The sequence below is a fragment of the Alicyclobacillus acidocaldarius subsp. acidocaldarius Tc-4-1 genome, assembly GCF_000219875.1.
In the GTDB taxonomy this organism is placed as follows: Bacteria; Bacillota; Bacilli; order Alicyclobacillales; family Alicyclobacillaceae; genus Alicyclobacillus; species Alicyclobacillus acidocaldarius_A.
In genome coordinates, this window is the sequence record NC_017167.1 from 645,278 (window position 1) to 666,126 (window position 20,849).

General features: G+C 62.9%; 19 protein-coding genes, 1 tRNA gene and 3 pseudogenes. 12 read left to right on the forward strand and 11 right to left on the reverse strand.

Features of this window, described 5'->3' with window-relative positions; translation table 11 throughout:
• Positions 1 to 23: 23 nt before the first annotated feature.
• The 3 genes from TC41_RS02965 to TC41_RS02975 all read right to left on the reverse strand — a co-directional run bounded on the left by TC41_RS02965 (position 24) and on the right by TC41_RS02975 (position 2,583).
• A complete protein-coding gene (locus tag TC41_RS02965) occupies positions 24 to 1,202 on the reverse strand; it encodes an iron-containing alcohol dehydrogenase family protein (RefSeq protein ID WP_014463498.1) in 1,179 nt (392 codons plus the stop codon).
• Positions 1,192 to 1,959, reverse strand: coding sequence for a glucose 1-dehydrogenase (locus tag TC41_RS02970; protein ID WP_041695660.1), 768 nt, complete (start codon positions 1,957 to 1,959; stop codon positions 1,192 to 1,194). The genes TC41_RS02965 and TC41_RS02970 overlap by 11 nt, the downstream gene beginning before the upstream one ends.
• Before the next feature lie 162 nt (positions 1,960 to 2,121).
• The gene (locus tag TC41_RS02975) at positions 2,122 to 2,583 is read right to left on the reverse strand and encodes a DUF420 domain-containing protein (protein WP_041695661.1); all 462 of its coding nucleotides are present in this window, start codon (positions 2,581 to 2,583) and stop codon (positions 2,122 to 2,124) included.
• A 217-nt stretch (positions 2,584 to 2,800) separates the two neighbouring features.
• Between TC41_RS02975 and TC41_RS16395 the strand changes: the two genes are divergently transcribed.
• Genes TC41_RS16395 through TC41_RS02995 form a run of 5 tightly spaced genes read left to right on the forward strand, consistent with a single transcriptional unit; the run spans position 2,801 to position 5,808 of the window.
• On the forward strand, positions 2,801 to 2,968 hold the full coding sequence (locus TC41_RS16395) for a hypothetical protein (RefSeq protein WP_158306712.1): 168 nt from the start codon (positions 2,801 to 2,803) through the stop codon (positions 2,966 to 2,968).
• Entirely contained in the window at positions 2,932 to 3,231 is a 300-nt protein-coding gene (locus TC41_RS15605; protein ID WP_158306713.1) for a GtrA family protein, read from the forward strand. Before TC41_RS16395 ends, TC41_RS15605 begins: the two co-directional genes overlap by 37 nt.
• Complete coding sequence (locus tag TC41_RS02985; protein WP_049784402.1) at positions 3,191 to 3,898, forward strand: response regulator transcription factor; 708 nt, start codon at positions 3,191 to 3,193, stop codon at positions 3,896 to 3,898. Before TC41_RS15605 ends, TC41_RS02985 begins: the two co-directional genes overlap by 41 nt.
• Positions 3,895 to 5,484, forward strand: a complete 1,590-nt coding sequence (locus TC41_RS02990; RefSeq protein ID WP_014463504.1) for a sensor histidine kinase — start codon at positions 3,895 to 3,897, stop codon at positions 5,482 to 5,484. The genes TC41_RS02985 and TC41_RS02990 overlap by 4 nt, the downstream gene beginning before the upstream one ends.
• Before the next feature lie 6 nt (positions 5,485 to 5,490).
• On the forward strand, positions 5,491 to 5,808 hold the full coding sequence (locus TC41_RS02995; RefSeq protein WP_014463505.1) for an iron-sulfur cluster biosynthesis family protein: 318 nt from the start codon (positions 5,491 to 5,493) through the stop codon (positions 5,806 to 5,808).
• Between the two features lie 34 nt (positions 5,809 to 5,842).
• Here the strand turns inward: TC41_RS02995 and TC41_RS03000 are convergent.
• From TC41_RS03000 to TC41_RS03020, 6 genes and pseudogenes are all read right to left on the reverse strand, one after another.
• Positions 5,843 to 6,487: pseudogene (locus TC41_RS03000) on the reverse strand (SDR family oxidoreductase); the annotation flags it as partial.
• A gap of 57 nt (positions 6,488 to 6,544) precedes the next feature.
• Positions 6,545 to 7,696: an RNA-guided endonuclease InsQ/TnpB family protein gene (locus TC41_RS03005; protein WP_014463507.1), complete on the reverse strand. Its 1,152-nt coding sequence runs from the start codon at positions 7,694 to 7,696 to the stop codon at positions 6,545 to 6,547.
• A pseudogene (locus tag TC41_RS03010) lies at positions 7,668 to 8,256 on the reverse strand (IS607 family transposase). Before TC41_RS03010 ends, TC41_RS03005 begins: the two are co-directional and overlap by 29 nt.
• 53 nt (positions 8,257 to 8,309) lie before the next feature.
• A complete protein-coding gene (locus tag TC41_RS15610) occupies positions 8,310 to 8,435 on the reverse strand; it encodes an SDR family NAD(P)-dependent oxidoreductase (RefSeq protein ID WP_014463509.1) in 126 nt (41 codons plus the stop codon).
• 191 nt (positions 8,436 to 8,626) lie between these two features.
• Positions 8,627 to 8,702 (reverse strand) — tRNA-Pro (locus TC41_RS03015).
• A 99-nt stretch (positions 8,703 to 8,801) separates the two neighbouring features.
• Positions 8,802 to 9,602: a dioxygenase family protein gene (locus TC41_RS03020; RefSeq protein ID WP_081462231.1), complete on the reverse strand. Its 801-nt coding sequence runs from the start codon at positions 9,600 to 9,602 to the stop codon at positions 8,802 to 8,804.
• A gap of 86 nt (positions 9,603 to 9,688) precedes the next feature.
• On the opposite strand from TC41_RS03020, the pseudogene TC41_RS03025 reads away from it, so the two are divergent.
• Positions 9,689 to 10,242: pseudogene (locus tag TC41_RS03025) on the forward strand (GNAT family N-acetyltransferase).
• Positions 10,243 to 10,252: 10 nt separating this feature from the next.
• On the opposite strand, the gene TC41_RS03030 reads toward TC41_RS03025, so the two are convergent.
• Positions 10,253 to 10,756 carry a GNAT family N-acetyltransferase gene (locus tag TC41_RS03030; RefSeq protein ID WP_049784314.1) on the reverse strand — a complete coding sequence of 168 codons (504 nt, stop codon included), beginning with the start codon at positions 10,754 to 10,756 and terminating at the stop codon, positions 10,253 to 10,255.
• Between the two features lie 109 nt (positions 10,757 to 10,865).
• Between TC41_RS03030 and pcrA the strand changes: the two genes are divergently transcribed.
• The 3 genes from pcrA (at position 10,866) to TC41_RS03045 (ending at position 17,202) form a co-directional block, all read left to right on the forward strand.
• Positions 10,866 to 13,136 carry a DNA helicase PcrA gene (gene pcrA, locus TC41_RS03035; RefSeq protein WP_014463513.1) on the forward strand — a complete coding sequence of 757 codons (2,271 nt, stop codon included), beginning with the start codon at positions 10,866 to 10,868 and terminating at the stop codon, positions 13,134 to 13,136.
• Positions 13,137 to 13,177: 41 nt separating this feature from the next.
• Positions 13,178 to 15,232: an NAD-dependent DNA ligase LigA gene (gene ligA / locus TC41_RS03040; protein ID WP_014463514.1), complete on the forward strand. Its 2,055-nt coding sequence runs from the start codon at positions 13,178 to 13,180 to the stop codon at positions 15,230 to 15,232.
• A 572-nt stretch (positions 15,233 to 15,804) separates the two neighbouring features.
• Positions 15,805 to 17,202 carry a hypothetical protein gene (locus TC41_RS03045; protein WP_237700014.1) on the forward strand — a complete coding sequence of 466 codons (1,398 nt, stop codon included), beginning with the start codon at positions 15,805 to 15,807 and terminating at the stop codon, positions 17,200 to 17,202.
• A gap of 97 nt (positions 17,203 to 17,299) precedes the next feature.
• Here TC41_RS03045 and TC41_RS16475 read toward each other — a convergent pair whose 3' ends face one another.
• Entirely contained in the window at positions 17,300 to 17,446 is a 147-nt protein-coding gene (locus TC41_RS16475) for a hypothetical protein (RefSeq protein WP_162470211.1), read from the reverse strand.
• Between the two features lie 205 nt (positions 17,447 to 17,651).
• Between TC41_RS16475 and gatC the strand changes: the two genes are divergently transcribed.
• The 3 genes from gatC to gatB are packed head-to-tail and all read left to right on the forward strand — an operon-like array spanning position 17,652 to position 20,835.
• Positions 17,652 to 17,954 carry an Asp-tRNA(Asn)/Glu-tRNA(Gln) amidotransferase subunit GatC gene (gene gatC, locus TC41_RS03050; protein ID WP_014463517.1) on the forward strand — a complete coding sequence of 101 codons (303 nt, stop codon included), beginning with the start codon at positions 17,652 to 17,654 and terminating at the stop codon, positions 17,952 to 17,954.
• Positions 17,951 to 19,405, forward strand: coding sequence for an Asp-tRNA(Asn)/Glu-tRNA(Gln) amidotransferase subunit GatA (gatA, locus tag TC41_RS03055; RefSeq protein ID WP_041694960.1), 1,455 nt, complete (start codon positions 17,951 to 17,953; stop codon positions 19,403 to 19,405). Before gatC ends, gatA begins: the two co-directional genes overlap by 4 nt.
• Entirely contained in the window at positions 19,402 to 20,835 is a 1,434-nt protein-coding gene (gene gatB / locus TC41_RS03060; protein WP_014463519.1) for an Asp-tRNA(Asn)/Glu-tRNA(Gln) amidotransferase subunit GatB, read from the forward strand. Before gatA ends, gatB begins: the two co-directional genes overlap by 4 nt.
• Positions 20,836 to 20,849 lie beyond the last annotated feature (14 nt).

Sequence of the window (20,849 nt, forward strand, 5' to 3'; positions counted from 1 at the left end):
TCCCTCCTCGGAAGCTCATGGCGTCAGTCTGCATAGGCCATCTCGAGCACCGCGCGGTAGTCGCTCACTGTCATCGGGCGCGGGTTGCTCGGCGTCGAGGTGTTCTCGTACGCGAGTTCCGCCAGGCGGTCGAAGTCCGACGGGTTCACGCCTGGCAGATCTCGCAGTTTTGGAATCTCGAGGCTCTCGAGCCAAGTGCGAAGTCCCGCGAGGAGCGCTTCCGCCGCGCGCTCGGCGCCATCCTCCTCGCGCGCCAGGCCCATGGCCCGCGCGACCCAGGCGTACAGTTCCACCGAGCAGGGCAGGTTGTATCGAAGCGTCGGTAAAAGCATCACCGCGTTCGCCAAACCGTGCGGCGTGTCGTACAGACTGCCCAGGGCCTCGGCCAGGCAGTGCACGGAGGCCACATCTGTCGATCCAAACGCGAGACCCGCGAGCAGGCTGCCGAGCAGCATGTCGCGCCGCGAAGCCGGATCGCCGTGCTTGACGGCGCTTGGCAGCGCGCGATAGATAAGGCCAAGTGCCTTGTGGGCGTAGGCTCGCGCGATGGGGTGCGTCCCCTTGCACGTGGAGCCTTCAATGGCGTGCACCAGCGCATCGACGCCGGTGTGGGCCGTCACGTCGGGCGGGAGGCTCGCGGTGAGGGCCGGATCGCACACGGCAAGCGGCGGGCGCAGCGATTCGTGCTTCAGGGTGAGCTTTCGGTGCGTGCCCTGTTCCGTGATGACGGCCGATCTCGTCACCTCCGATCCCGTCCCGGCCGTGGTGGGCACGGCGCAGACTGGCGCCGGCGGGCCGTACGGACGGCGGTTGAGCGCATAGTCGCTCGGCGTGCCGCCCTGGCGCGCCAGCAGCGCAATAGCCTTACCCGCGTCTAGGCTGCTGCCGCCGCCCACGGCCACCACGCCGTCCGCGCGGTGCTCGAAGAAGGCGTCTCGGCCGGCGAAGCAGACGGATTCATCCGGGTTGGGCCGAACCTCGGCGAACACCCGGGGCACAAATCCGGCGCGAGCGAGAAGTCCCGCGATGCGATCCGCCACGCCGGCCCGCACCAGCCCGGGATCCGTCACGATGAGCAGGCGGCGCCCAAACCCTCGGGCCACGAGGTGCTCGGGGAGCTGCTCGACGGCGCCGTCGCCGAACTCGATGTGCGTCTGAATGGAGTAGGAAAACATCAGGCTCGTCCCTTCGTCATTCCACATAGATCATTTTGATGGTCATGCCGCCATCGACCACGAAGTTTTGCCCGGTGATGAACGAGGCGCCGTCCGATGCGAGGAACCGGCACACTTCCGCGATGTCCTCGGGGCGACCGACGCGTCCCACCGGGTGCTGGGCGTGATCGATGGGGCGCAGATCGGGCACCGTGCGAAGCGAGGACTTCTTCCACTCGGACACCTCGATCCACCCTGGAGAGATGGCGTTCACGCGCACCTCCGGGCCCAGGCTCACGGCCAGCGCGTGCGTGAGCGCGAGTATGCCGCCTTTGGAGGCAGAGTACGGCTCCGTGTTCGGTTCCGACATGAGCGCCCGTGTGGAGGCGATATTAACGATACATCCTCGGGTCTTGCGAAGGAGCGGCGCGGCGTGCTTGGCCATGAGAAACGGCCCGCGCAGGTTGACGGCGAGGATGCGATCCCACACTTCGGCTGGGAGTTCCTCCAGGGGAACGCCCGGGAAGCCGAGGCCCGCGTTGTTGACGACGAGATCGAGCCGGGAAAACGCGGTTTCGACCTCGCGAACGAGCGACTGCACCGACGATTCATCCGCTACGTCGGTGTGCACAAATCGTGCCTGCACCCGGCCTTCGCTTTGGGCCAGTTCCGCTTCCGCCTCGCGGCCCGCCTCCTCGTCCACCTCCGCGATGACGACCTGCCAGCCGTCCTCCCAGAAGGTTTTCGCGATGGCGCGGCCGATGCCCTGGCCGCCCCCTGTCACAATGGCCACACGCGTGTCCAAAACGTTCACCTTCTTATGCGAGCTCGGTTTCTCTTTCACGATAACGCAGAATGAGGCGCGTTCCAAGACATGGAGAATGCGGCTTGTGCGTGCGAGCAACAAAAATATCCTCCTGCGGCGAACCGCCAGGAGGATAGGGGAGGCAGCCGGACGACGCGCGTCTCAGCGCCCGAGATACGAATACAAGAGGCCCGCCGCTTGACCCGGCGTGTAGACGATGTAGAGTAAGATGAACACCACCAGCCCAGTGGCCGCCGTTACAAACCAGGTGACAAGCGTCCAAGGGGCAATCTTTCGATGACGTGAAAAGCGCGCGCGCGACGCATACACGAGCGTGATGACTCCGAGAATGGCCGCCACCGTCGCGAGCACGGAGTGGACCTGGAGAAACCCGTAGTAGAACGGGCGCATGGCTTTTGGCCCGCCGAACTCGTTGTCGCCCAGGAGCACCGTCTTCAGCGCGTAGATGATGAAAAAGAGTGCGGCAAACACGACGCCTCGGAGCATCCATCGCCGATGCACACGCACGCGGTGATGCCGGATGTGGTACCAGCCCACGATGAAACATGCCACGCTTATCAATATACAGGCCTCGTTGATGTACGAAAACACGATGGCCAGCACGCGCCTCACCTCGCCATTCTGCGCGTATTGTAGCATGCCCGACTAGGACGTGCATCTTCACCTCGGGCGCGGCTTGGCGCGCGCAGGCATGTGTCAGTGTTCGTTCGGAATTACCAGGGGGCCAAATCGCCAGTCTTCGTTCAGCGTCGGTTAAGACTTGGCTCAGGCGGCGTTCAGCGACAGGGTGTACGCTGCAATCGATGAGGAGCGTGACCTGATGGGGCGAATGCGTGAGAGCCCGCGCCTGAGCCGGCAAGTCCTGGTGTTCGCCGCAGTGGGCGTGCTCAACACGGCCGTCGACACCGGCGTCTTTTTGGGCTTGCGGCGCTGTGCCACGTCGCCTCGGCCGTGGCTCAGGTGGTATCCTATGCCTGTGGAATGGTGAACAGCTTCGCCTGGAACCGCGCCGTGACGTTTCAGGCCGGCGCGTTTCGCTGGGGGGAAGTCGCCCGCTTCGCGGCGGTGAACGGCGTGTCGCTCGCGGCCTCCGCCGTGAGCATCGGGCTCTTGTCGCGCGAGGGATGGTCCCTCGTCGCGGCGAAGGCGGTGGTCACCCTCGGAACTTGGAGTCTCAATTTTGTCGGATCGAAATGGTGGGTTTGGCGCCATGCCAGGGGACAATCGAGTGACTCTGTACGATCCGTCTAAGGTTCGCGTGTTGGTCGTCGATGACGAGCCGAGCATCGTCAAATTCTTGGAGTTTGGCCTGCGGCGAGAAGGGTATTGGGTGCAGACCGCTCGCGACGGCGTGGAGGCCATCGCCAAGGCGCGCGAGTCCATGCCGCACGTCTGCATTCTGGATGTGATGATGCCCGGCCCGGACGGCTTCGAGGTGTGCCGGATGCTGAAGGGCATGGGCAACGTCGCCGTCATCCTGCTCACTGCGCGCGATGCCATCGACGATCGCGTCAAAGGGCTTCTCGGCGGCGCCGATGACTACGTCGTCAAGCCATTCAGTTTTGAGGAGCTCCTCGCGCGCATTCACGCTCGCGTTCGCAACCAGTTTCCGAGCCTGCTCAAGCAGCAGGAGATCGGTCCGTTTGTGATCGACGACGCCCGCAAGGAGATCTCGTTCCGCGGCGAAACCCTGAAGTTGTCGTCGACCGAATACGAGCTTTTGCGCTATCTTCTGCAGAATCACGGGCTCGTGCTGAGCAAGGCGCAGATCCTCGATCACGTCTGGGGCTACGATTTCAACGGCCAGGACAACATCGTCGAGGTCTATATCAGTGCGCTGCGCGAGAAGCTGGGCGACCGGGATCGGACGCTCATTCGCACCCTTCGCGGCCAGGGCTACCGGGTGGATCTGCCATGAGCGCGGTTGTCCGGTTCGCGCATGTTGCCGCCGTCACCGCGAGGCGGGCCGCTGGAGGTGTGCGCGCTTTCGCCCGCCACCTGCTGGCGGCCGTTTCCCGGGCGTACGTACGGCTCCGCTCGGCGACGCTCGCGCTTCACCTTTCGCTCGTCACCTACGCCGTGATGATCGCCGCCATTGCGCTCGTCGGCGCCCTGCAGGCGCTCTTTCTTCGCCAGTTCCTCCTCGCGGAGACGGCGAGGTCGCTCCATCAGGAGCTCATGGACGTCCCGGCGCAGGCGTGGATCTGGCTGGCCAACGGATCCAGTGGCGCTGAGCCTTCCGGGCCGCCGTTTCGCCTCGGGCCCCTGCCGTTTCTCGCGGCGCGCGGCAGCCTCGCGTACGTGGATCCGTCCGGTCAGGTGCACCCCATCTACGCGCCGCATGGGCTGCCGGTCCTGTCGCGCGAGACGTACGAGGCCATGCTCAACTTCGGCGTGCCGGCGTCCGCGTATCAGCTCGCCTCGACGAGCCACGGGCGCGATCTCGTCGTGACGGCCCTCATCGGGCCGCCGGATCGCCCGCTCGGCCTGGCGCAGGTGAGCGTGCCGACGAACGAGATTGACGCGCTAGTCGCGCGGCAGATGCTGCTCTACGGCGTAGTGGCGTTCGCGGTGCTGGTGACCGCGCTCGCCGCGTACCGGGCGCTCATCCGCAGGGCGCTCGTCCCGCTTCACCGCGTGGTGGAGCACGCGCAGCGCATTGACGCCGGCAACCTCGACGAGCGTTTCGAGGTGCGCCCGGGCATGCAGGCGGAGGTGCGGTCGCTCGCCGCGTCGTTCAACGGCATGCTGGATCGTTTGGCGCGCGCGTTTTGGGCGGAGCGGGACGCGAAGGAGCGCATGCGGCAGTTTGTCGCGGACGCCTCGCACGAGCTGCGCACGCCGCTCACGGCACTGAGCGGCTACCTCGAGGTGCTGCAGAAGGGCGGGGACTTTACGGAAGAGGAGTGGCGGGAAGCGCTTCAGCAGATGCACGCGGAGGCCAGGCGGTTGACCGGGCTTGTGGAACAAATGCTCAGGCTTGCCCGCGCCGAGGACGTGCGCGCGTCGTGGGCAGGCGAGAAGCGCGAATGTGTGCGGCTCGGGACCCTCGTCATGTCGCTCGACGCGCTGTGGCGCGGGCTGTGTGGGTCTCGCGAGCTGACGTATCGCATCGAGGGCGATCCGGCCGTCTTCGCGGATCCGGACGCTTTGAAGCAGGTCTTGTTCAACCTCGTGCAGAATGCCGTGCAGCACACGCCTGAAGAGGGCGGCGAAATTGCCATCTCCGTGTGGACGGACGGGTGCGAGGCCAAGCTCGCGGTGGCGGACAACGGCGTCGGCATTCCCAAGGCGCATCAGCCATACGTGTTTGAGCGATTCTATCGCGTGGACGAGGCGCGATCGCGCGCGAAAGGCGGCGCAGGGCTCGGGCTCGCCATCTGCAAGGCAATTGTGGAGGCGCACGGCGGCGGGATCGAGTGCGAGAGCGAGCCAGGTGAGGGCGCCGTGTTCACCGTGACGCTGCCCGTGGCGAGGCCGTATGGCGCTCGCGACCGCGGATAGGGGGAGATGCGCGTGGAAGTGAAAGTGACAGATGCGGCAAAGGAGCGGCTGGTGGCCATGGGCGTGCCGGAAGGCAGCCGCCTTCGCCTGAAGGCCGACATCGAGGCGCACGTGAGCTGTGCGTGCCAGATCGACATCCACATGATCGCCGACGGCGCGCCGCCGCTCGCCGTGTCGCTCGGCTACGACGTGCGCGTGGACGAGGAAACCCAAAAGCTGTTGGGCGAAGAAGAGCCGCTCGTGCTCGACTACGTCCCCTTGAGCGGGCTGGTGTTGCGTTCGCCGTACGAGACGCTCGCGCATAACATCCAGGTGGAGGCGTGAACCGAGGGGCGCTGGTGAGGCGCCCCGACCGATGTCAGTACGCCGTCCAGCCCGCGTCGGCGATCACGACGGCCCCGTTCACGAAGCTCGCCTCATCCGACGCGAGAAACAGGGCCACGTTCGCGATCTCCTCGGGCTTGCCCGTGCGCGGGTTGATGCCCATTCCCGCCATGGCTGCCTGCACCCCAATGGACGACGGATCGACATTCGGGCTCGAGCCCATGATGTTCGTCTCCACGCCGCCGGGCGCGATGGCGTTGCAGCGAATGCCGAAGCGCGCGTACTGGTAGGCGACGTTCTTGGTCAGACCCACGACGGCGTGTTTGGAGGCCGTGTACGCCGCGCCCGCGCGGGAACCAAACAGGCCTCCCACCGATGCGATGTTGACAATCGCGCCGCGCCCTTTGTCCATCATGAGGGGCAGCGCCCTGCGAAGGGCGCGCATCGGCCCCGTGACATTGACCGCAAACACGCGCTCCCACAACTCGTCCGTGACCTCGTGAGCTGCTTTCATGCCGTCCATGATCCCCGCGTTGTTGACGAGGATGTCGATCCCGCCGAACACATCGACCGCGCGTTGAATCATGCCATCGACATCGTCCGCGGAAGCCACGTTGGCGACGCAGGTCTCGACGCGGCCGCCCGCGCTGCGGATTTCGTCGGCGACGGATGCCAGACCGTTCTGCGATTCATGGACAAATGTCCACTTCTCGCTTCCTGCTTCTACGACCCGTGACTAGCAGCCGAAGGCCGCCCCGTCAGAGGGATCTCCACAGGCGTCACTTCCCGCGGAACTCGCGGTACTGATTCTCAAAAGATTTTTCGCTGCGTTGATGTCGCGGTCATGCCGCGTGCTGCACGCCGGGCACGTCCACTCCCGTGCCGACAATGGCAGCTCGCTTATCACGTACCCGCACGCCGAGCACGTCTTGCTGCTCGCGTAAAACCGTGGTGCCACGATGAGTTCCGAGCCGTACCACGTACACTTGTACGTCAACATTCGCCGAAACTCGCCAAAACCCACGTCCGAAATGGCTCGCGCCAACGCTCGATTCTGCACCATGCCTCGCACATGCAGGTCTTCCATGGCGATTGCTCGCTTGGTTTTCGCGAGCTCCGTCGTCACTTTGTGCAAAAAGTCCTGACGTATGTTGCGGATCTTCCGGTGCAGCCGAGCAAGCGCCAGCGCCGACTTCCGCCGATTTCGCGAGCCTGGTTTCTTTCGGCTATGCCGCTTCGATAACCGCCTTAAGCGGCGAAGGTATCGGGCGAGCGGCTTTGGCGCCTCGATTTTCGTCCCGTCAGACAACGTCAAAAACCACGAGACCCCCAGATCCACATCCACCGGCTCGCCCGAAGGTGGAACAGGGTCCGGAATCTCCGTTTCTGCCGACAAACTCACATACCATCGGTCCGCCTCCCGCTTGACCGTCGCCGACAGGATTCGGCCTTCGACATGCGGTTTTTCTTTCAGCCGAATCCGCCCGAGCCGAGGCAGTTGTATGGCGTTGTCCAAGACGCGAATCGAACCCGTCAGGCGAAATGAATCGTCGCGCCCTTTTTTCTTGAAGCGAGGGAATCCGACCCTGCGTCCCTCCTTCAACCCGCGAAAAAAGTGTTGAAACGCGCGATCCAAGTCCCGCAGCGCTTCCTGCGGGGCGCATTTGGAGACCTCGTACATCCACGGGAAGTCGGTTTTCTTCAGGCGGTTGAGTTCCCGATGCTGTTCGATGGCGTTCGTGCTTTGCCCCGTCTCTTCATAGAGCGCGATGCGTCTGGCAAGCCCCCAATTGTACGCAAATCGGGCCGCACCTGCGTGCTTGGCAAGCAGGCTCCGTTGCATCCGATTCGGCGCCAACTCATACCGATACGCCCGATGAATCTTCACGTTTGAAAACCTCCAAAGCGCGCTTGGCGCGGTGACGAGCGGAACGTCGCCCGTACAACCGCGCGCAAAACGACGTGAGGACTTCGATCATGTCTTGCACCAAGTCGTCCTTGACCTCGCCTGGCTCCACGACGAGGATTCGTCGGCCTTGAGCCGCCAAAGCCGCCTCGACGTATTCAAACCCGAACCGCATGAGCCGATCCCGATGCTCCACCACAATCGTATGCGCATCTGGATTGGACAGTAGTTTCATGAGCTTCGGTCGATGTCCGTTGAGCCCCGAGCCGATTTCCGTGACCGCCTTGACCACGACAAGCCTCTGTTCCGTTGCAAATTCCATGAGTCGTGCGATTTGGCGATCCAAATCGGCTTTTTGATCGGCGCTTGACACGCGGGCATACAAGGCCACGGCATTCTCCGTGGAAGACTCGGGTTCGTGAACAAGGATGGTGCCCGAAGGAGTTTGCTCAAAAGGCACGGGCATCCGGCCTTCTTTTACCCCAACGCCAGGCGGTCTTGTACGTGATTCCATTCTTTCTTGCCCAATCACTGATTTTCATAGAAATGAAATACATCAAATGTACATGATTGTCCATCATTCAATGAGCAGTTCTCAGCCCTCGGCGGCGATGTCGACCGCGAGCACGCGTGCACCCTCCTGAGCAAAACGAATGGCCATCGCGCGGCCCATGCCGGATGCCGCACCTGTGATGACAGCGACGCGATCTTCCAGGCGCAAGAAGAAGACCTCCCTTATGCATGAAAAATGTTTATCATTGAAAACATTCGTGATGGCGCGAGGGAATCCTGCGGCTTTGGAGACGCGGATGAGGCAAGGGGGCGGTACGCGACAGCGCGGCCAAGCCAGGGGCCTATCGCACGCGAATACGAAAAAATCCGCGCAACAATGCGCGGATTTTCGATCTTGAGTGGTCGGAATGACAGGACTCGAACCTGCGACCTCACGGTCCCGAACCGTGCGCTCTACCACCTGAGCTACATTCCGTCGCCTTGACGCCTCAAAGCGGACAGCGATAAATATAGCAGAGGGCACCTTCCTCGTCAAGGCCTTTTTGTGGAAAAGGGATGCCTGAGATGCTTTCCATCAGACAAGCTCTCCAAATGCATATACGCTGTTGGCGAGTGAGCCGTATTGCCAATCGCGATGCAAAAGCCTCCCTTGTGGCCGCTCTTCACCAGCACCCATCGCGTAAAATAGCGGGATCAAGTGCTCCACGCCCCACGACGGCGCGGCCCACTCCGCATACGGCGCCTCTTCGCGGTAGGCAAACAGCGCATCGACGTCCCCTTCGGAGATGCGCGATTCGAGCCAGCGCTCGAACGCCTCCGCCCAGGCTTCCGGCTGGCCGTCCTCCCGGTTCCATTGAAGCATACGCAGGTTGTGCACCGTCGCACCGCTTCCAATGATCAAAACGCTCTCTTGTCGCAGGGGTGCGAGCGCCCGGCCAATTTGGAACTGATGTTCCGGGCGAAGCGCCGGATCGACGGACATCGAGACGACGGGGATGGACGCATCCGGGAAGATGCGAGACAGAATCGTCCAGACGCCGTGGTCGAAGCCGCGGGCTAGGTCCAGGCGCGCTTCGATCCCGGCGCTCACGAGAAGTTCTTGGATTCGAACGGCCAGCGCAGGGTCTCCTGGGGCTGGATATCGGATCTGGTACAGCGTCTCTGGGAAACCGTAGAAGTCGTGGATCGTGTCGGGTTGAGGCGATGCCGAGATGGTCTGAACTCCTTCGGTCCAGTGGGCGCTGAACACGACGATGGAGCGCGGGACAGGGAGATCGCGCGACAACTGATCCAGGTAACGTCCGTAGACACTGTCCTCGATCGCCACCATCGGGGAACCGTGGGCGATAAACAGGCTTGGCATTTCGCGAGTCATAAAGGTACTTCTCTCCTTGTGGGAGGAATTTTTCCTCTCCGTTCAGAATGGAATGCAGATACGCCTGATTGTCATGGGAGGGGACGATGTTTTACCAGACGATTGACGATGATTTGAGGCTTCGGCTGTTGGAACCCAGAGATGCCGACGCCTTGTTCCGACTGCTGGATGAGTCGCGCGCCTACCTGCGCGAGTGGCTGCCGTTTTGGACGACAATCAGAGTTCGGCGGACACGCGAGCGTTTATTCAGTCTGGTCTCCAACGATATGCGGCTCAGAACGGCGCCGAGATTGGCCTATGGTACCGAGGCGAGATCGCCGGTGTGCTGGGGTTGCACTACATCGATTGGGCCAATCGATCGACGAGCCTCGGCTATTGGCTGGGCGAGCGATATCAGGGCAAAGGAATCATGACCCGGGCTTGCAAGGCCGTGATCGACATCCTGTTTCGTGAATACGGCCTGAATCGCGTGGAGATCCGCGCCGCGACAGGCAACTACAAGAGCCGGGCCGTCGCGGAACGGCTTGGCTTCCAGTACGAAGGCTGCAAACGACAAGCCGAGTGGCTGTACGACCACTACGTCGATCACGCCGTGTACAGCATCCTCGCGGAAGAGTGGCGAAGCCTGCAAGCCCGGTGACGCCAGGCGCCTACCAAACTTTCCGCATCTCAATCTCGTCGTGCAGCGGAATGCCATCGAGGCCGAGGCGCGGAATCGACGGCTTTCGCTTCCGCGCCTCGTCGATGGCACCCACGTGCACGGCGTGAAACCGGTAGCCACGCCGCTGGTAGAATCGCATCGCTTTCAGATTGTCGTTCGATGTGATGAGCGTCACGCGCGGGACGCCGACCCATTTCGCCCTATCTTCCACCGCCTGCAACAAGCGCGTCCCCACGCCGATGCCTTCCACCAGGCTGTTCAGGCTCAGCAGTTCACATTCTTCGTCCAGGACCACGAACGTGGCGGCACCGACGTAGGCGCCGCCCTTCACCGCGATGACGGCTTCGACATCTTCCAGTCGGTACACCCTGCCGCGCGAGACCATCGTTTCGCCGCCCCATTCGCGGTTCCATAAGTCGAGGAGCCACTGTCGATCCGCCTCTCGCTGCGGGCGAATCACTTGAATGGTGTGGTGAGTCCGGGAAAGCTCCATGGGTTCATCACTCCTCGGCGCCGCTCTTCGATGCGAACACGTGATCGCGTTCGTTGGACAGACCTGCTATACTGATCAATAACACAACGGTGCGTGCAAAGGGTGATGGATGGTGGCCACGGCGGGAGCGAGCGACATTCTGAAGGGGCTCAACGAAAAGCAGCGCGAGGCGGTTACGGCGACCGACGGGCCGGTGCTCGTCATCGCCGGCGCGGGTAGCGGCAAGACGAGTGTGCTCACGCGGCGAATTGCGTACCTCATTGCCGAGCGCCGCGTGCCGCCGTGGGCCATTCTCGCCATCACGTTCACGAACAAGGCGGCGCGGGAGATGGAAGAGCGGATTGAGCGCCTAGTGGGGCCTGTCGCCTCCGACATCTGGACGTCGACCTTTCACGCCATGTGCGCGCGCATTCTGCGGCGCGACATCCATCACCTGGGGTACACCTCGGCGTTCACCGTGCTCGACGCCGCGGATCAGGTCTCTCTCGTCCGCCGCCTGATGCAGGAGATGAACATCGACGTGCGGAAGTTCGAGCCGCGAGCCGTGCTTTCCGTCATCAGCCAGCACAAGAATGAGCTGCGTTCGGCCGAGAAGGCGCTCGATCTCGCCGGATCGCCGTACGACAAGATGGTGGGCGACGTGTACCTGGCGTACGAGAGGCGGCTGCGCGAAAATCAGGCGCTCGATTTCGACGACCTCCTCGTAAAGACGGTCGAGCTCTTCCGCAAGGTGCCGGATGTCCTCGCGTATTATCAGCACCGGTTCAGCCATATCCATGTCGATGAGTACCAGGATACCAACCACGCCCAATACGTCCTGGTCAAGCTGCTCGCAGAGCGGCGCCGCAACCTGTGTGTCGTCGGCGATTCGGACCAGTCCATCTACGGCTGGCGGGGAGCCGACATCCGCAACATCCTCGAGTTCCAGAGGGATTACCCGGATGCGCGCGTCATCCGGCTCGAGCAAAACTACCGCTCCACCGGGCGCATCCTCCGCATCGCGAACCAGGTCATCCAGCACAATCAGCTGCGGCTTGAGAAGAACCTGTGGACGGATCGGGGCGAAGGTGAGCGGGCGAAGCTGTTCGTCGCGCCGGACGAGCGCGTGGAGGCCGATTGGGTGGCGGACGAAATTGCGCGCATGGTGGCCGATGGGCGGCGGTACCGGGACGTGGCTATCCTGTACCGTACCAACGCGCAGTCGCGCGTCCTCGAGGAAGCGTTTCTGCAGCGCGGGATTCCGTACCGCATCTACGGCGGTCTTCGCTTCTACGAGCGGCGCGAGGTGAAGGACGTGATCGCCTATCTGCGCCTCGTCGCCAATCCGAACGACGATGTGTCGTTCCTCCGCGTGGTCAACGTGCCGAAGCGCGGAATTGGCGATACGACGCTCGAGAAGCTGGCCGAGTACGCGCGGCAGCGCGGAACGTCTCTTTTTGAGGCGGCGCTCCACGCTCCCGAAGCGGGCATTTCGAAGAAGGCGGCGTCCGCGCTTCAGTCGTTCGTGGAGCTGATTCAGACGCTGCAACTCCAGCGCGCTTTCCTGCCACTGACGGATCTCACGGACGAGCTGTTGGAGCGGTCGGGATATCGCGAGGCCCTTCGCGCGGAGCGCAGCATGGAAGCCGAGAACCGCCTGGAAAACCTCGACGAGTTCCTGTCTCTGACGCGCGAATTTGACGAAGAGGGCGTGTCGGACGGCGAGATGGGCGCGCTGGAACAGTTCCTCACGCACGTCGCGCTCGTGTCGGACGCGGATCTCCCTGGTGGGCGGCCGGGACGCCGCGAGGACGTGGACGAGGTGTCCATGATGACGCTTCACGCCGCGAAGGGACTCGAATTTCCGGTGGTGTTCCTCGTCGGCCTCGAAGAGGGCGTGTTTCCGCACCGGCGAGCGCTCGACGGGGGCGAGGAGCTCGAGGAGGAGCGCAGGCTCTGTTACGTCGGCATTACGCGAGCGATGGAGCGCTTGTACCTGACCACGTGCCGATCCCGCATGCTGTTCGGCGAGCGGCGCTCGTTCACGCCTTCGCGTTTTCTGTCCGAGATGCCGGCGTCGGACATCGAGCGCGTGGGCGAGGAGGAAACGATGTTCGGGCGCGGTTGGCGCGATGCGCGCGCTGGGATGCGTGCGCCCGTGCACGTGGTGGCCGATGCGGCGTCCGGGCCGCGGATGAGCGTGCCGAGATCGTTTGGCGCGGATTTGTCCGTGCCGTACGAGCCTGGCGATCTCGTCGAGCACCGCAAGTGGGGGCGCGGCGTGATCGTCGCCAAATCGGGCGAGGGCGAGTCGCTGGAACTCGTGGTGCGTTTTGACGATCCCATCGGCGAGAAGCGGCTTTTCGCCAAGTTCGCGCCGATTCACAAGGTGGATCCCTAATCGGATGCAAGCATCCCATGCAGTCCGTGATGAGGAGTGTGATGCGTGTCGTGGACGCCAAATCGGCCTTGTCCTTGGAAGAAGCGCGTGCGCGCGCCAAGGTGCTCCGGGAACAGATTGAATACCACAACCGAAAATACTACCTGGAGGACAACCCGGAGATCTCCGACGCGGAGTGGGACGCGCTGATGCGCGATCTCATCGAGCTTGAGCGCAAATACCCGGAGCTCGTCGATCCGGCCTCGCCTACGCAGCGGGTGGGTGCCCCGGCCCTCGAGGGATTCGCCAAGGTCGTGCACGAGGTGCCCATGCTGTCGCTCGCAAACGCGTATTCGACGGAGGATCTGCTCGATTGGGATCGCCGCGTGCGACAGGCGGTGGGCGACGACGTCCGCTACGTGTGCGAGCTCAAGATTGACGGCCTGGCCGTGGCACTGCGCTACCAGGAGGGCCGGCTCGTGCTTGGGGCAACGCGCGGCGACGGCGAGGTGGGAGAGGACATCACGGCCAACATTCGCACCATTCGCAATGTGCCGCTGGAACTTTCGGAACCTGTGTCGCTCGAGGTGCGAGGCGAGGCGTACATGCCAAAGCGCGAGTTCATGCGGCTCAACGAACTCCGCGAGCAGCAGGGCGAGCCGCTTTTCGCCAACCCGCGCAACGCGGCCGCCGGATCGCTCCGCCAGCTCGATCCGGCCGTGGCCGCGAGCCGGAGGCTCGGCGTGATTGTGTACCAGTTGGTGCGCGCCGAGGCGCACGGGTGTGAGACGCACAGCCAGGCGCTGGATTACGTGGCCCGCCTCGGCCTGCCCGCGCACCGCGAGCGGCACGTGTGCGCGAACATCGAGGACGTGATCGCGTACATCGAGGCGTGGGCGGACAAGCGCCACGAGCTGCCGTACGCGACGGACGGCATGGTGGTGAAGGTGGATTCTCTCGCACTGCAGGCGCGCCTCGGCGCCACCGCCAAGAGCCCGCGCTGGGCCATTGCGTACAAATACGCGGCGGAGCAGGCGGAGACCACGCTTCGCGCCATCGAGTTAAACGTCGGCCGCACGGGCGTGGTGACGCCGACCGCTGTGTTCGATCCCGTCCAGCTCGCGGGCACCACGGTCTCGAGGGCGTCGCTGCACAACGAGGACTTGGTGCGCGAGAAGGACATCCGCGTGGGCGACGTCATTGTGGTGCAGAAGGCAGGGGACATCATTCCCGAGGTCATTCGGTCGCTGCCCGAGCGGCGCACCGAGCCGCTGCCCGAATTTCGCATGCCGGAGACGTGTCCGCAGTGCGGATCCAGGCTCGTGCGGCTCGACGGCGAGGTGGCGTGGCGCTGCATCAACCCCGACTGCCCGGCTCTCCTGCGCGAGGGGCTCATCCACTTCTGTTCGCGCGACGCGATGAACATCGAGGGCCTCGGTGAGCAGTGGATCACGGTGCTTTTGGAGCGCGGGCTGGTACGGACGCACGCAGATTTGTATCGCCTTCGAAAGTCGGATCTCATTCAGCTCGATCGGATGGGCGACAAGCTCGCCGATAAGCTGTTGCACAATATCCAGGAGAGCAAGCGAAACTCGCTCGAGCGCCTCTTGTTTGGACTCGGCATCCGGCACGTGGGCGAGAAAGCGGCCAAGACGTTGGCGGAGCACTTCGGGACCATGGATACGCTCATGTCCGCAACTGAGGAGGAGTTGATGGCGGTCCCCGACATCGGCCCCAAAGTCGCGCAGAGCATCCGCCAGTACTTCGATACGCCCCGCGTGCGCCAGTTGATTGGGGAATTGAAAGATCTGGGTGTGAACATGGTCTATCTCGGCCCGCAGAAGGTGTCGGACGGCCCGCTCGCCGGAAAGACCGTGGTATTGACCGGCGTGCTTCACGCGGCGGATCGAAAACAGGCGACGGAGTGGATTGAGCGGATGGGGGGCAAGGTCGCCTCGAGTGTCAGCGCAAAGACAGACGTGCTCATCGCGGGGGAGAAAGCCGGATCGAAGCTCGCCAAAGCCCAGGAGATCTTGCGGACTCATCCGGACGCAAAGCTCGAAATCTGGGACGAGGCGGCGTTTCTGCGCCTCGTGGACGAGGCGGGACTTCGCTGAGCCTCGTAGATCAGGCAGGACTTCACGCTCACTCGACGAGCAAAAAAGCGGGCTGGCGTGTTGCCAGCCCGAAATTGAGGATGGGTTGCGGTGTTCGTCCCCGACATGCTGCCCTTCGCCGCGCTTTGGCCACTCGTTCTCCCGCCGCTTCGGTGGCCACGCGATGGAGGCGCCTGCCTCGCCGTGGACAACCGCCCGCGTGCGAAGGCGATTCACCGATGGGGGCCGCCGCGGACATCGGTGAGCTCGCCCCGGTGTGCACGCCTGTGCCAAACGTGTTTTGCGATTGCCCCGGCACCATGATCATGCCTCGAGGTAGGCGATAAGGGAAATACATGTTTTGTATATGAATGATAAATCAATTCTTATCACTCCTGTCATCTTGCTGTAACCAAGTGGCGGTATACTCTACCTACACACGGCGGACATTCTCCCCTATCTGGCGTGTCTTGCAAAATTGCATATTGACGATTCAGCTTTTCCGTTGCCACAATCATAGGAGCGAAGGTAGATTTGGTTGTCAATCGCTTACATAGGTTGATACATCGTGAATTCGACAGGGTGATTCGGACATGCGGAGTCGGTGGATGGGCGGATTTTTGGCCGCAAGTCTCGTGGCACTCGGGACCATGGGCGCAATGGGGGATGGGGCAAGCGGAGCCCTGGACATGCATCGGCAGGCGGCTTCGGTTGCCGATGGCAGCAAAGCGGTGAAGGAGGCGACAGCGTCCGCGCCCTCCGACGTACCCGGCGTTCACTTCTCTCTTCCGTTTTTCTTCGGACCGCCGGTGAAAATCGTGACCTTTGGCTCCGGCATTCCTTCGTCCGAGGTCACGCACATTCAAAATCTTCTCAATCGTGTGAATTCCATTCAGCGCATTCGCGACTTTCTCGGCGTTCGCATGAACCACACGGCGACCATTGTCCTCGTGAAAAACGCGTCGGACTACCAAGCGGAACTCCGCCAGCTCGGCGTGTCGGCCGGGGACGCGTCCAGTCTTTCCGAGGACTCCAATGGTTTCACGCTCGGCAGCACGGTCGTCATTCCGTTGTTCCAAAATCCTACGGACGTGGACTTGGCTAACGTGTTGACCCATGAGCTCACGCACGTGGACATCAACCAGCACATTTCGAACATTCCCAGTTGGATGAATGAAGGCATGGCGGTCTACATGGGGATGAACGGTCAAAAAGCCATCGAGAATCCCGTCGATTTCGCGAGCGATGAGAAGCAGGACGCCGAGGACATTCTGCAGGTTGTCCAATCGAATCAACTGGTCCCTCTGACGGGCAGCGAGGCCGCCATCCTGTCCGGCCAGGAGACCTATGATTACGAGTTGCAGGACTGGCTAGCGGTATGCTATCTCATCGCGCACTACGGCAAGTCGTCCATTCAGACGCTGGTTCGCCATCTGGAATCAGAGAATCCCAACCAAGCGTTTTTCGACACCTATGGCGAGACGGTGTCAGCGTTCAACGCCCAATTCACCAAAGCCCTCAAGCAGTCCGCCAGCGTGGCCAGCGCGGGCGCGTCGCTCGAAATCAGCATTTCTCCGTCTTATCACGGCGAAATTTTCGTGCAACCGCCCAACCAGGCCGTCGGCCACGGATTCAAGGCTGAGCCGGGAACGCACCATGTGACCGTGACGCCTTCTGGACAAGTGCAGGCCGACCTGCCGTCGGTCGGGACGAAGAAGAGCAAGATTCCGGCCACACCCGGGACGATGTACGTTTCGCTGTTGCCACAGCGGTTCGGGAACGTGGACGGCCAGAAGTTGCTCGATGCCGAGATGGAAATTCAGATTCAAAACGGCCTGTACACCTTCGAAAATGCGTGGGAAGAACTCGAAAATAACCCGATGTACGATCCGTCCTATCTGCCGGAGGTGCTGGGCGTCTCCATCACGGCCATCCACGACGAGGCTCCGAATGATCCCATTCTCACCATGCTGAACGCCGAAAACGCATGAGACATCGTCCACATGAGGACACAGGAGGGAACAAAGGGCCACCTCGCGATGGCCTTCGCGAGGTGGCCCCTTCTGACGAATCGCGGCGATGCGCGCGTCAGTTGCGCGAGCGAAGGAATTCCTGTACTGAGAGCTTTTGCTCCGTGCGCGCGTGAAAGAATGCGATGCGGTTGGAATACCGGCCGGCGATGAAGGACGCCGGGATGACGACGGCGAGGGTGACGAGCAGGTCATGCATGGTCAAGGTCATAGGCCCCTCCCTGCAATGTGGTCCTTCATTCGCTCTATGTCTATGAGATCCCGAGGAGGGACATGACTGAACCGGGCGCATCTGCGCCTCTCAGGGGAAAATCGGCATCCATGGCCGGCCTGTGCTATAATCCCGAGAGGAACTTCGTCTGACAAACCTCATGACCATCCAATGGCACCCTGGAGAAGGAGGATGCTCATTGAAGATCACCGATGAGACGGTGAGTCACGTCGCCAAACTTGCGCGGCTGTGGCTTCATCCTCAGGAACTCTCGCAACTCGTTCCCCAGTTAAACGACATTCTCGAGTACGCCGCAAAACTGCAGAGCGTCTCGTTGGACGGCGTGGAGCCGACAAGTCACCCGTTCCATGAGGTGAATGTGGTGCGCCCGGACGTGCCCCGCGAAAGCCTGTCGAGAGTGGAAGCGCTCCGCAATGCGCCGGATCAGGATCAGGGCATGGTGCGCGTTCCGGCGGTTTTGGAAGGAGGGGGCGGCGCATGAGTACTCCGACGGTGAAGGAGATCCTCCGGTCCATCGCGGCAGGGGAGACCAAGGCGCGCGACTGGGTGGAGCAGTCGCTCCGCGCGATTCGCGAGATTGACGGCCGTCTGAAGGCGTTCCTCCTCGTGGATGAGGAGCAGGCGCTCGCGGCGGCGGACCGGATCGATCGCGCCAAGATGTATCAGCATGCACCGCTTCGCGGCGTTCCGTACGCGGCCAAGGACAACATCGTCACGCGGGGCGTGCGGACCACGGCCGCGTCCCGCATCCTCGAGAATTACATACCGCCTTACAACGCCACCGTGATTGACAAGCTGCAGCAGGCCGCGGCCGTGATGGTGGGCAAGACGAACATGGACGAGTTCGCGATGGGATCGTCCACGGAGACGTCCGCGTTCCAGAAGACCGCGAACCCGTACGGCGAGGACCGCGTGCCCGGCGGATCCAGCGGCGGGTCGGCGGCGGCGGTGGCGGCCGGACTGGTGCCGTTCGCACTGGGTTCGGACACGGGTGGATCCATTCGCCAACCGGCGGCGTTCACCGGCTGCTTCGGCATGAAGCCCACGTACGGACGGGTGTCCCGGTACGGGCTTATCGCGTTTGCGTCATCGCTCGATCAGATCGGCCCGTTCACGCGGACGGCGGAGGACGCGGCGCTCGTGCTGAACGCCATCTGCGGCCACGATCCGCTGGATTCCACCTCAAGCCGCCAGCCGGTGCCCAATTTCGCGGACGGGATCGACAGGGGCGTCAAGGGCGTGCGCGTGGGTATCGTGCGCCACCTGCCGGAAGAGGGGCTTGAGCCGGGCGTGAAGGCGGCGGTCCATCGCGCCATTCAACAGCTCGAGGCGGAGGGCGCTGAAGTGGTGGAGATTGAGCTGCCGCACATGGAGTACGCGGTGGCGACGTACTATCTCATCGCGCCGGCGGAGGCGTCGTCGAACCTCGCTCGCTACGACGGCGTGCGGTACGGGCGGCGCGCGGAAGCGTCGAGCCTCATTGAGATGTATGAGCGGTCGCGCAGCGAGGGCTTCGGCATGGAGGTCAAGCGCCGGATCATCATCGGCACCTATGCCCTGTCCTCCGGATATTACGACGCGTACTACAAGCGGGCGCAGCAGATGAGGACGCTCATCCGCCAGGACTACGAACGGGCGTTTGAGGCGTGCGACGTGATCGCCATGCCGACGGCGCCGACGACGGCGTTTAAGCTCGGCGAGAAGCTGGACAACCCGCTGCAGATGTACCTGAACGACATCTACACCATTCCGGCCAATCTCGCGGGCCTGCCGGGTGCGAGCGTGCCGTGCGGATTTGTGGACGGGCTGCCCGTGGGGCTGCAGCTCATTGGCCGGCCATTCGATGAGGCGACCATTTTGCGCGTGGCGCACGCGTACGAGCAGGTGCGCGACTTCGCGTGGCCGAAACCGGTGCTGGGGGTGGCAGAATGAACTACGAGACGATCATCGGCCTCGAGGTGCACGTCGAGCTGAAGACGGACACCAAGATCTTCTGCGGCTGCCGCAACGACAGCAAGTCGGAGCCCAACACGAACGTGTGCCCGGTCTGCCTCGGCCATCCCGGCACCCTGCCGGTGTTGAACGAGCGGGCGCTGGAGCTTGCGGTCAAGGCGGCGCTCGCGCTCCACTGCAAGATCAACCAGAAGTCGAAGTTCGACCGGAAAAACTACTTTTACCCGGATCTTCCAAAGGGGTATCAGATCTCGCAGTACGACAAGCCCATCGGCGAACACGGGTACATCGAGATCGAGGTGAACGGCGAGACGAAGCGCATTGGCATCACGCGCCTGCATCTTGAAGAGGACGCGGGCAAGTCGATGCACGCCTCGGATGGATCGCACACGCTCGTCGACTACAACCGCACGGGCGTGCCGCTCATCGAGATTGTGTCGGAGCCGGACATCCGCTCGCCGGAAGAGGCGCGGTTGTACCTCGAGGCGCTCAAGAGCATCATGGAGTACTGCGACGTGTCTGACTGCAAGATGGAGGAGGGGTCGCTGCGCTGCGACGCCAACATCTCCCTCCGTCCCGTGGGGCAGACGGCGTTTGGCAACAAGGTCGAGTTGAAAAACATGAACTCGTTCCGGTTCGTGCAGCGCGCGCTCGAGTACGAGGTCGAACGGCAGCGCGAGCGGTACGAGAGCGGCGAGCCCGTCATCCAGGAAACGCGCCGCTTTGACGAGGCGACTCAGACGACGGTGTCGATGCGCACCAAGGAGGAGGCGCACGACTACCGCTACTTCCCCGAGCCGGACTTGGTCGATCTCGACATCGACGACGCGTGGCTCGAGCGGATCCGGGCCTCACTGCCTGAGTTGCCGTCGGCCAAGCGCCGCCGGTATGTAGAGGAACTGGGCCTGCCCCGGTACGACGCGGGCGTGCTCACCTCCGATCCGAAGATGGCCGCGTACTACGAGGCCGTGATCGCGGCCGGCGCCGACGCGAAACAGGCTTCGAACTGGGTGATGAGCGACGTCTCCGGCGCGTTGAACGCCGAGGGCAAGACGTTTGCGGATTGCCCCATTCCGCCTGAGCATCTGGCGGGGCTCATCGGCGAGATCGCGAGCGGCAAGATCTCGTCGAAGCAGGCGCGCGAGGTGTTCAAGCTGATGTGGGAGACCGGCAAGAGCGCGGCGGAGATCATCAAGGAGAAGGGCTTCGAGCAGGTGAGCGATCCGGCCCAGTTGCAGCCCATCATTGACGAGGTCGTGGCGAACAATCCGAAATCGGTGGCGGACTACAAGGGCGGCAAGGAGCGCGCGCTGGCGGCGCTCGTCGGCCAGGTCATGAAGGCGACGCGCGGCAAGGCCAACCCGACGCTGGTGAACGAGATGCTGATTGAGAAGATCAAGAGCCTCTGACGGAGGGATGCTTC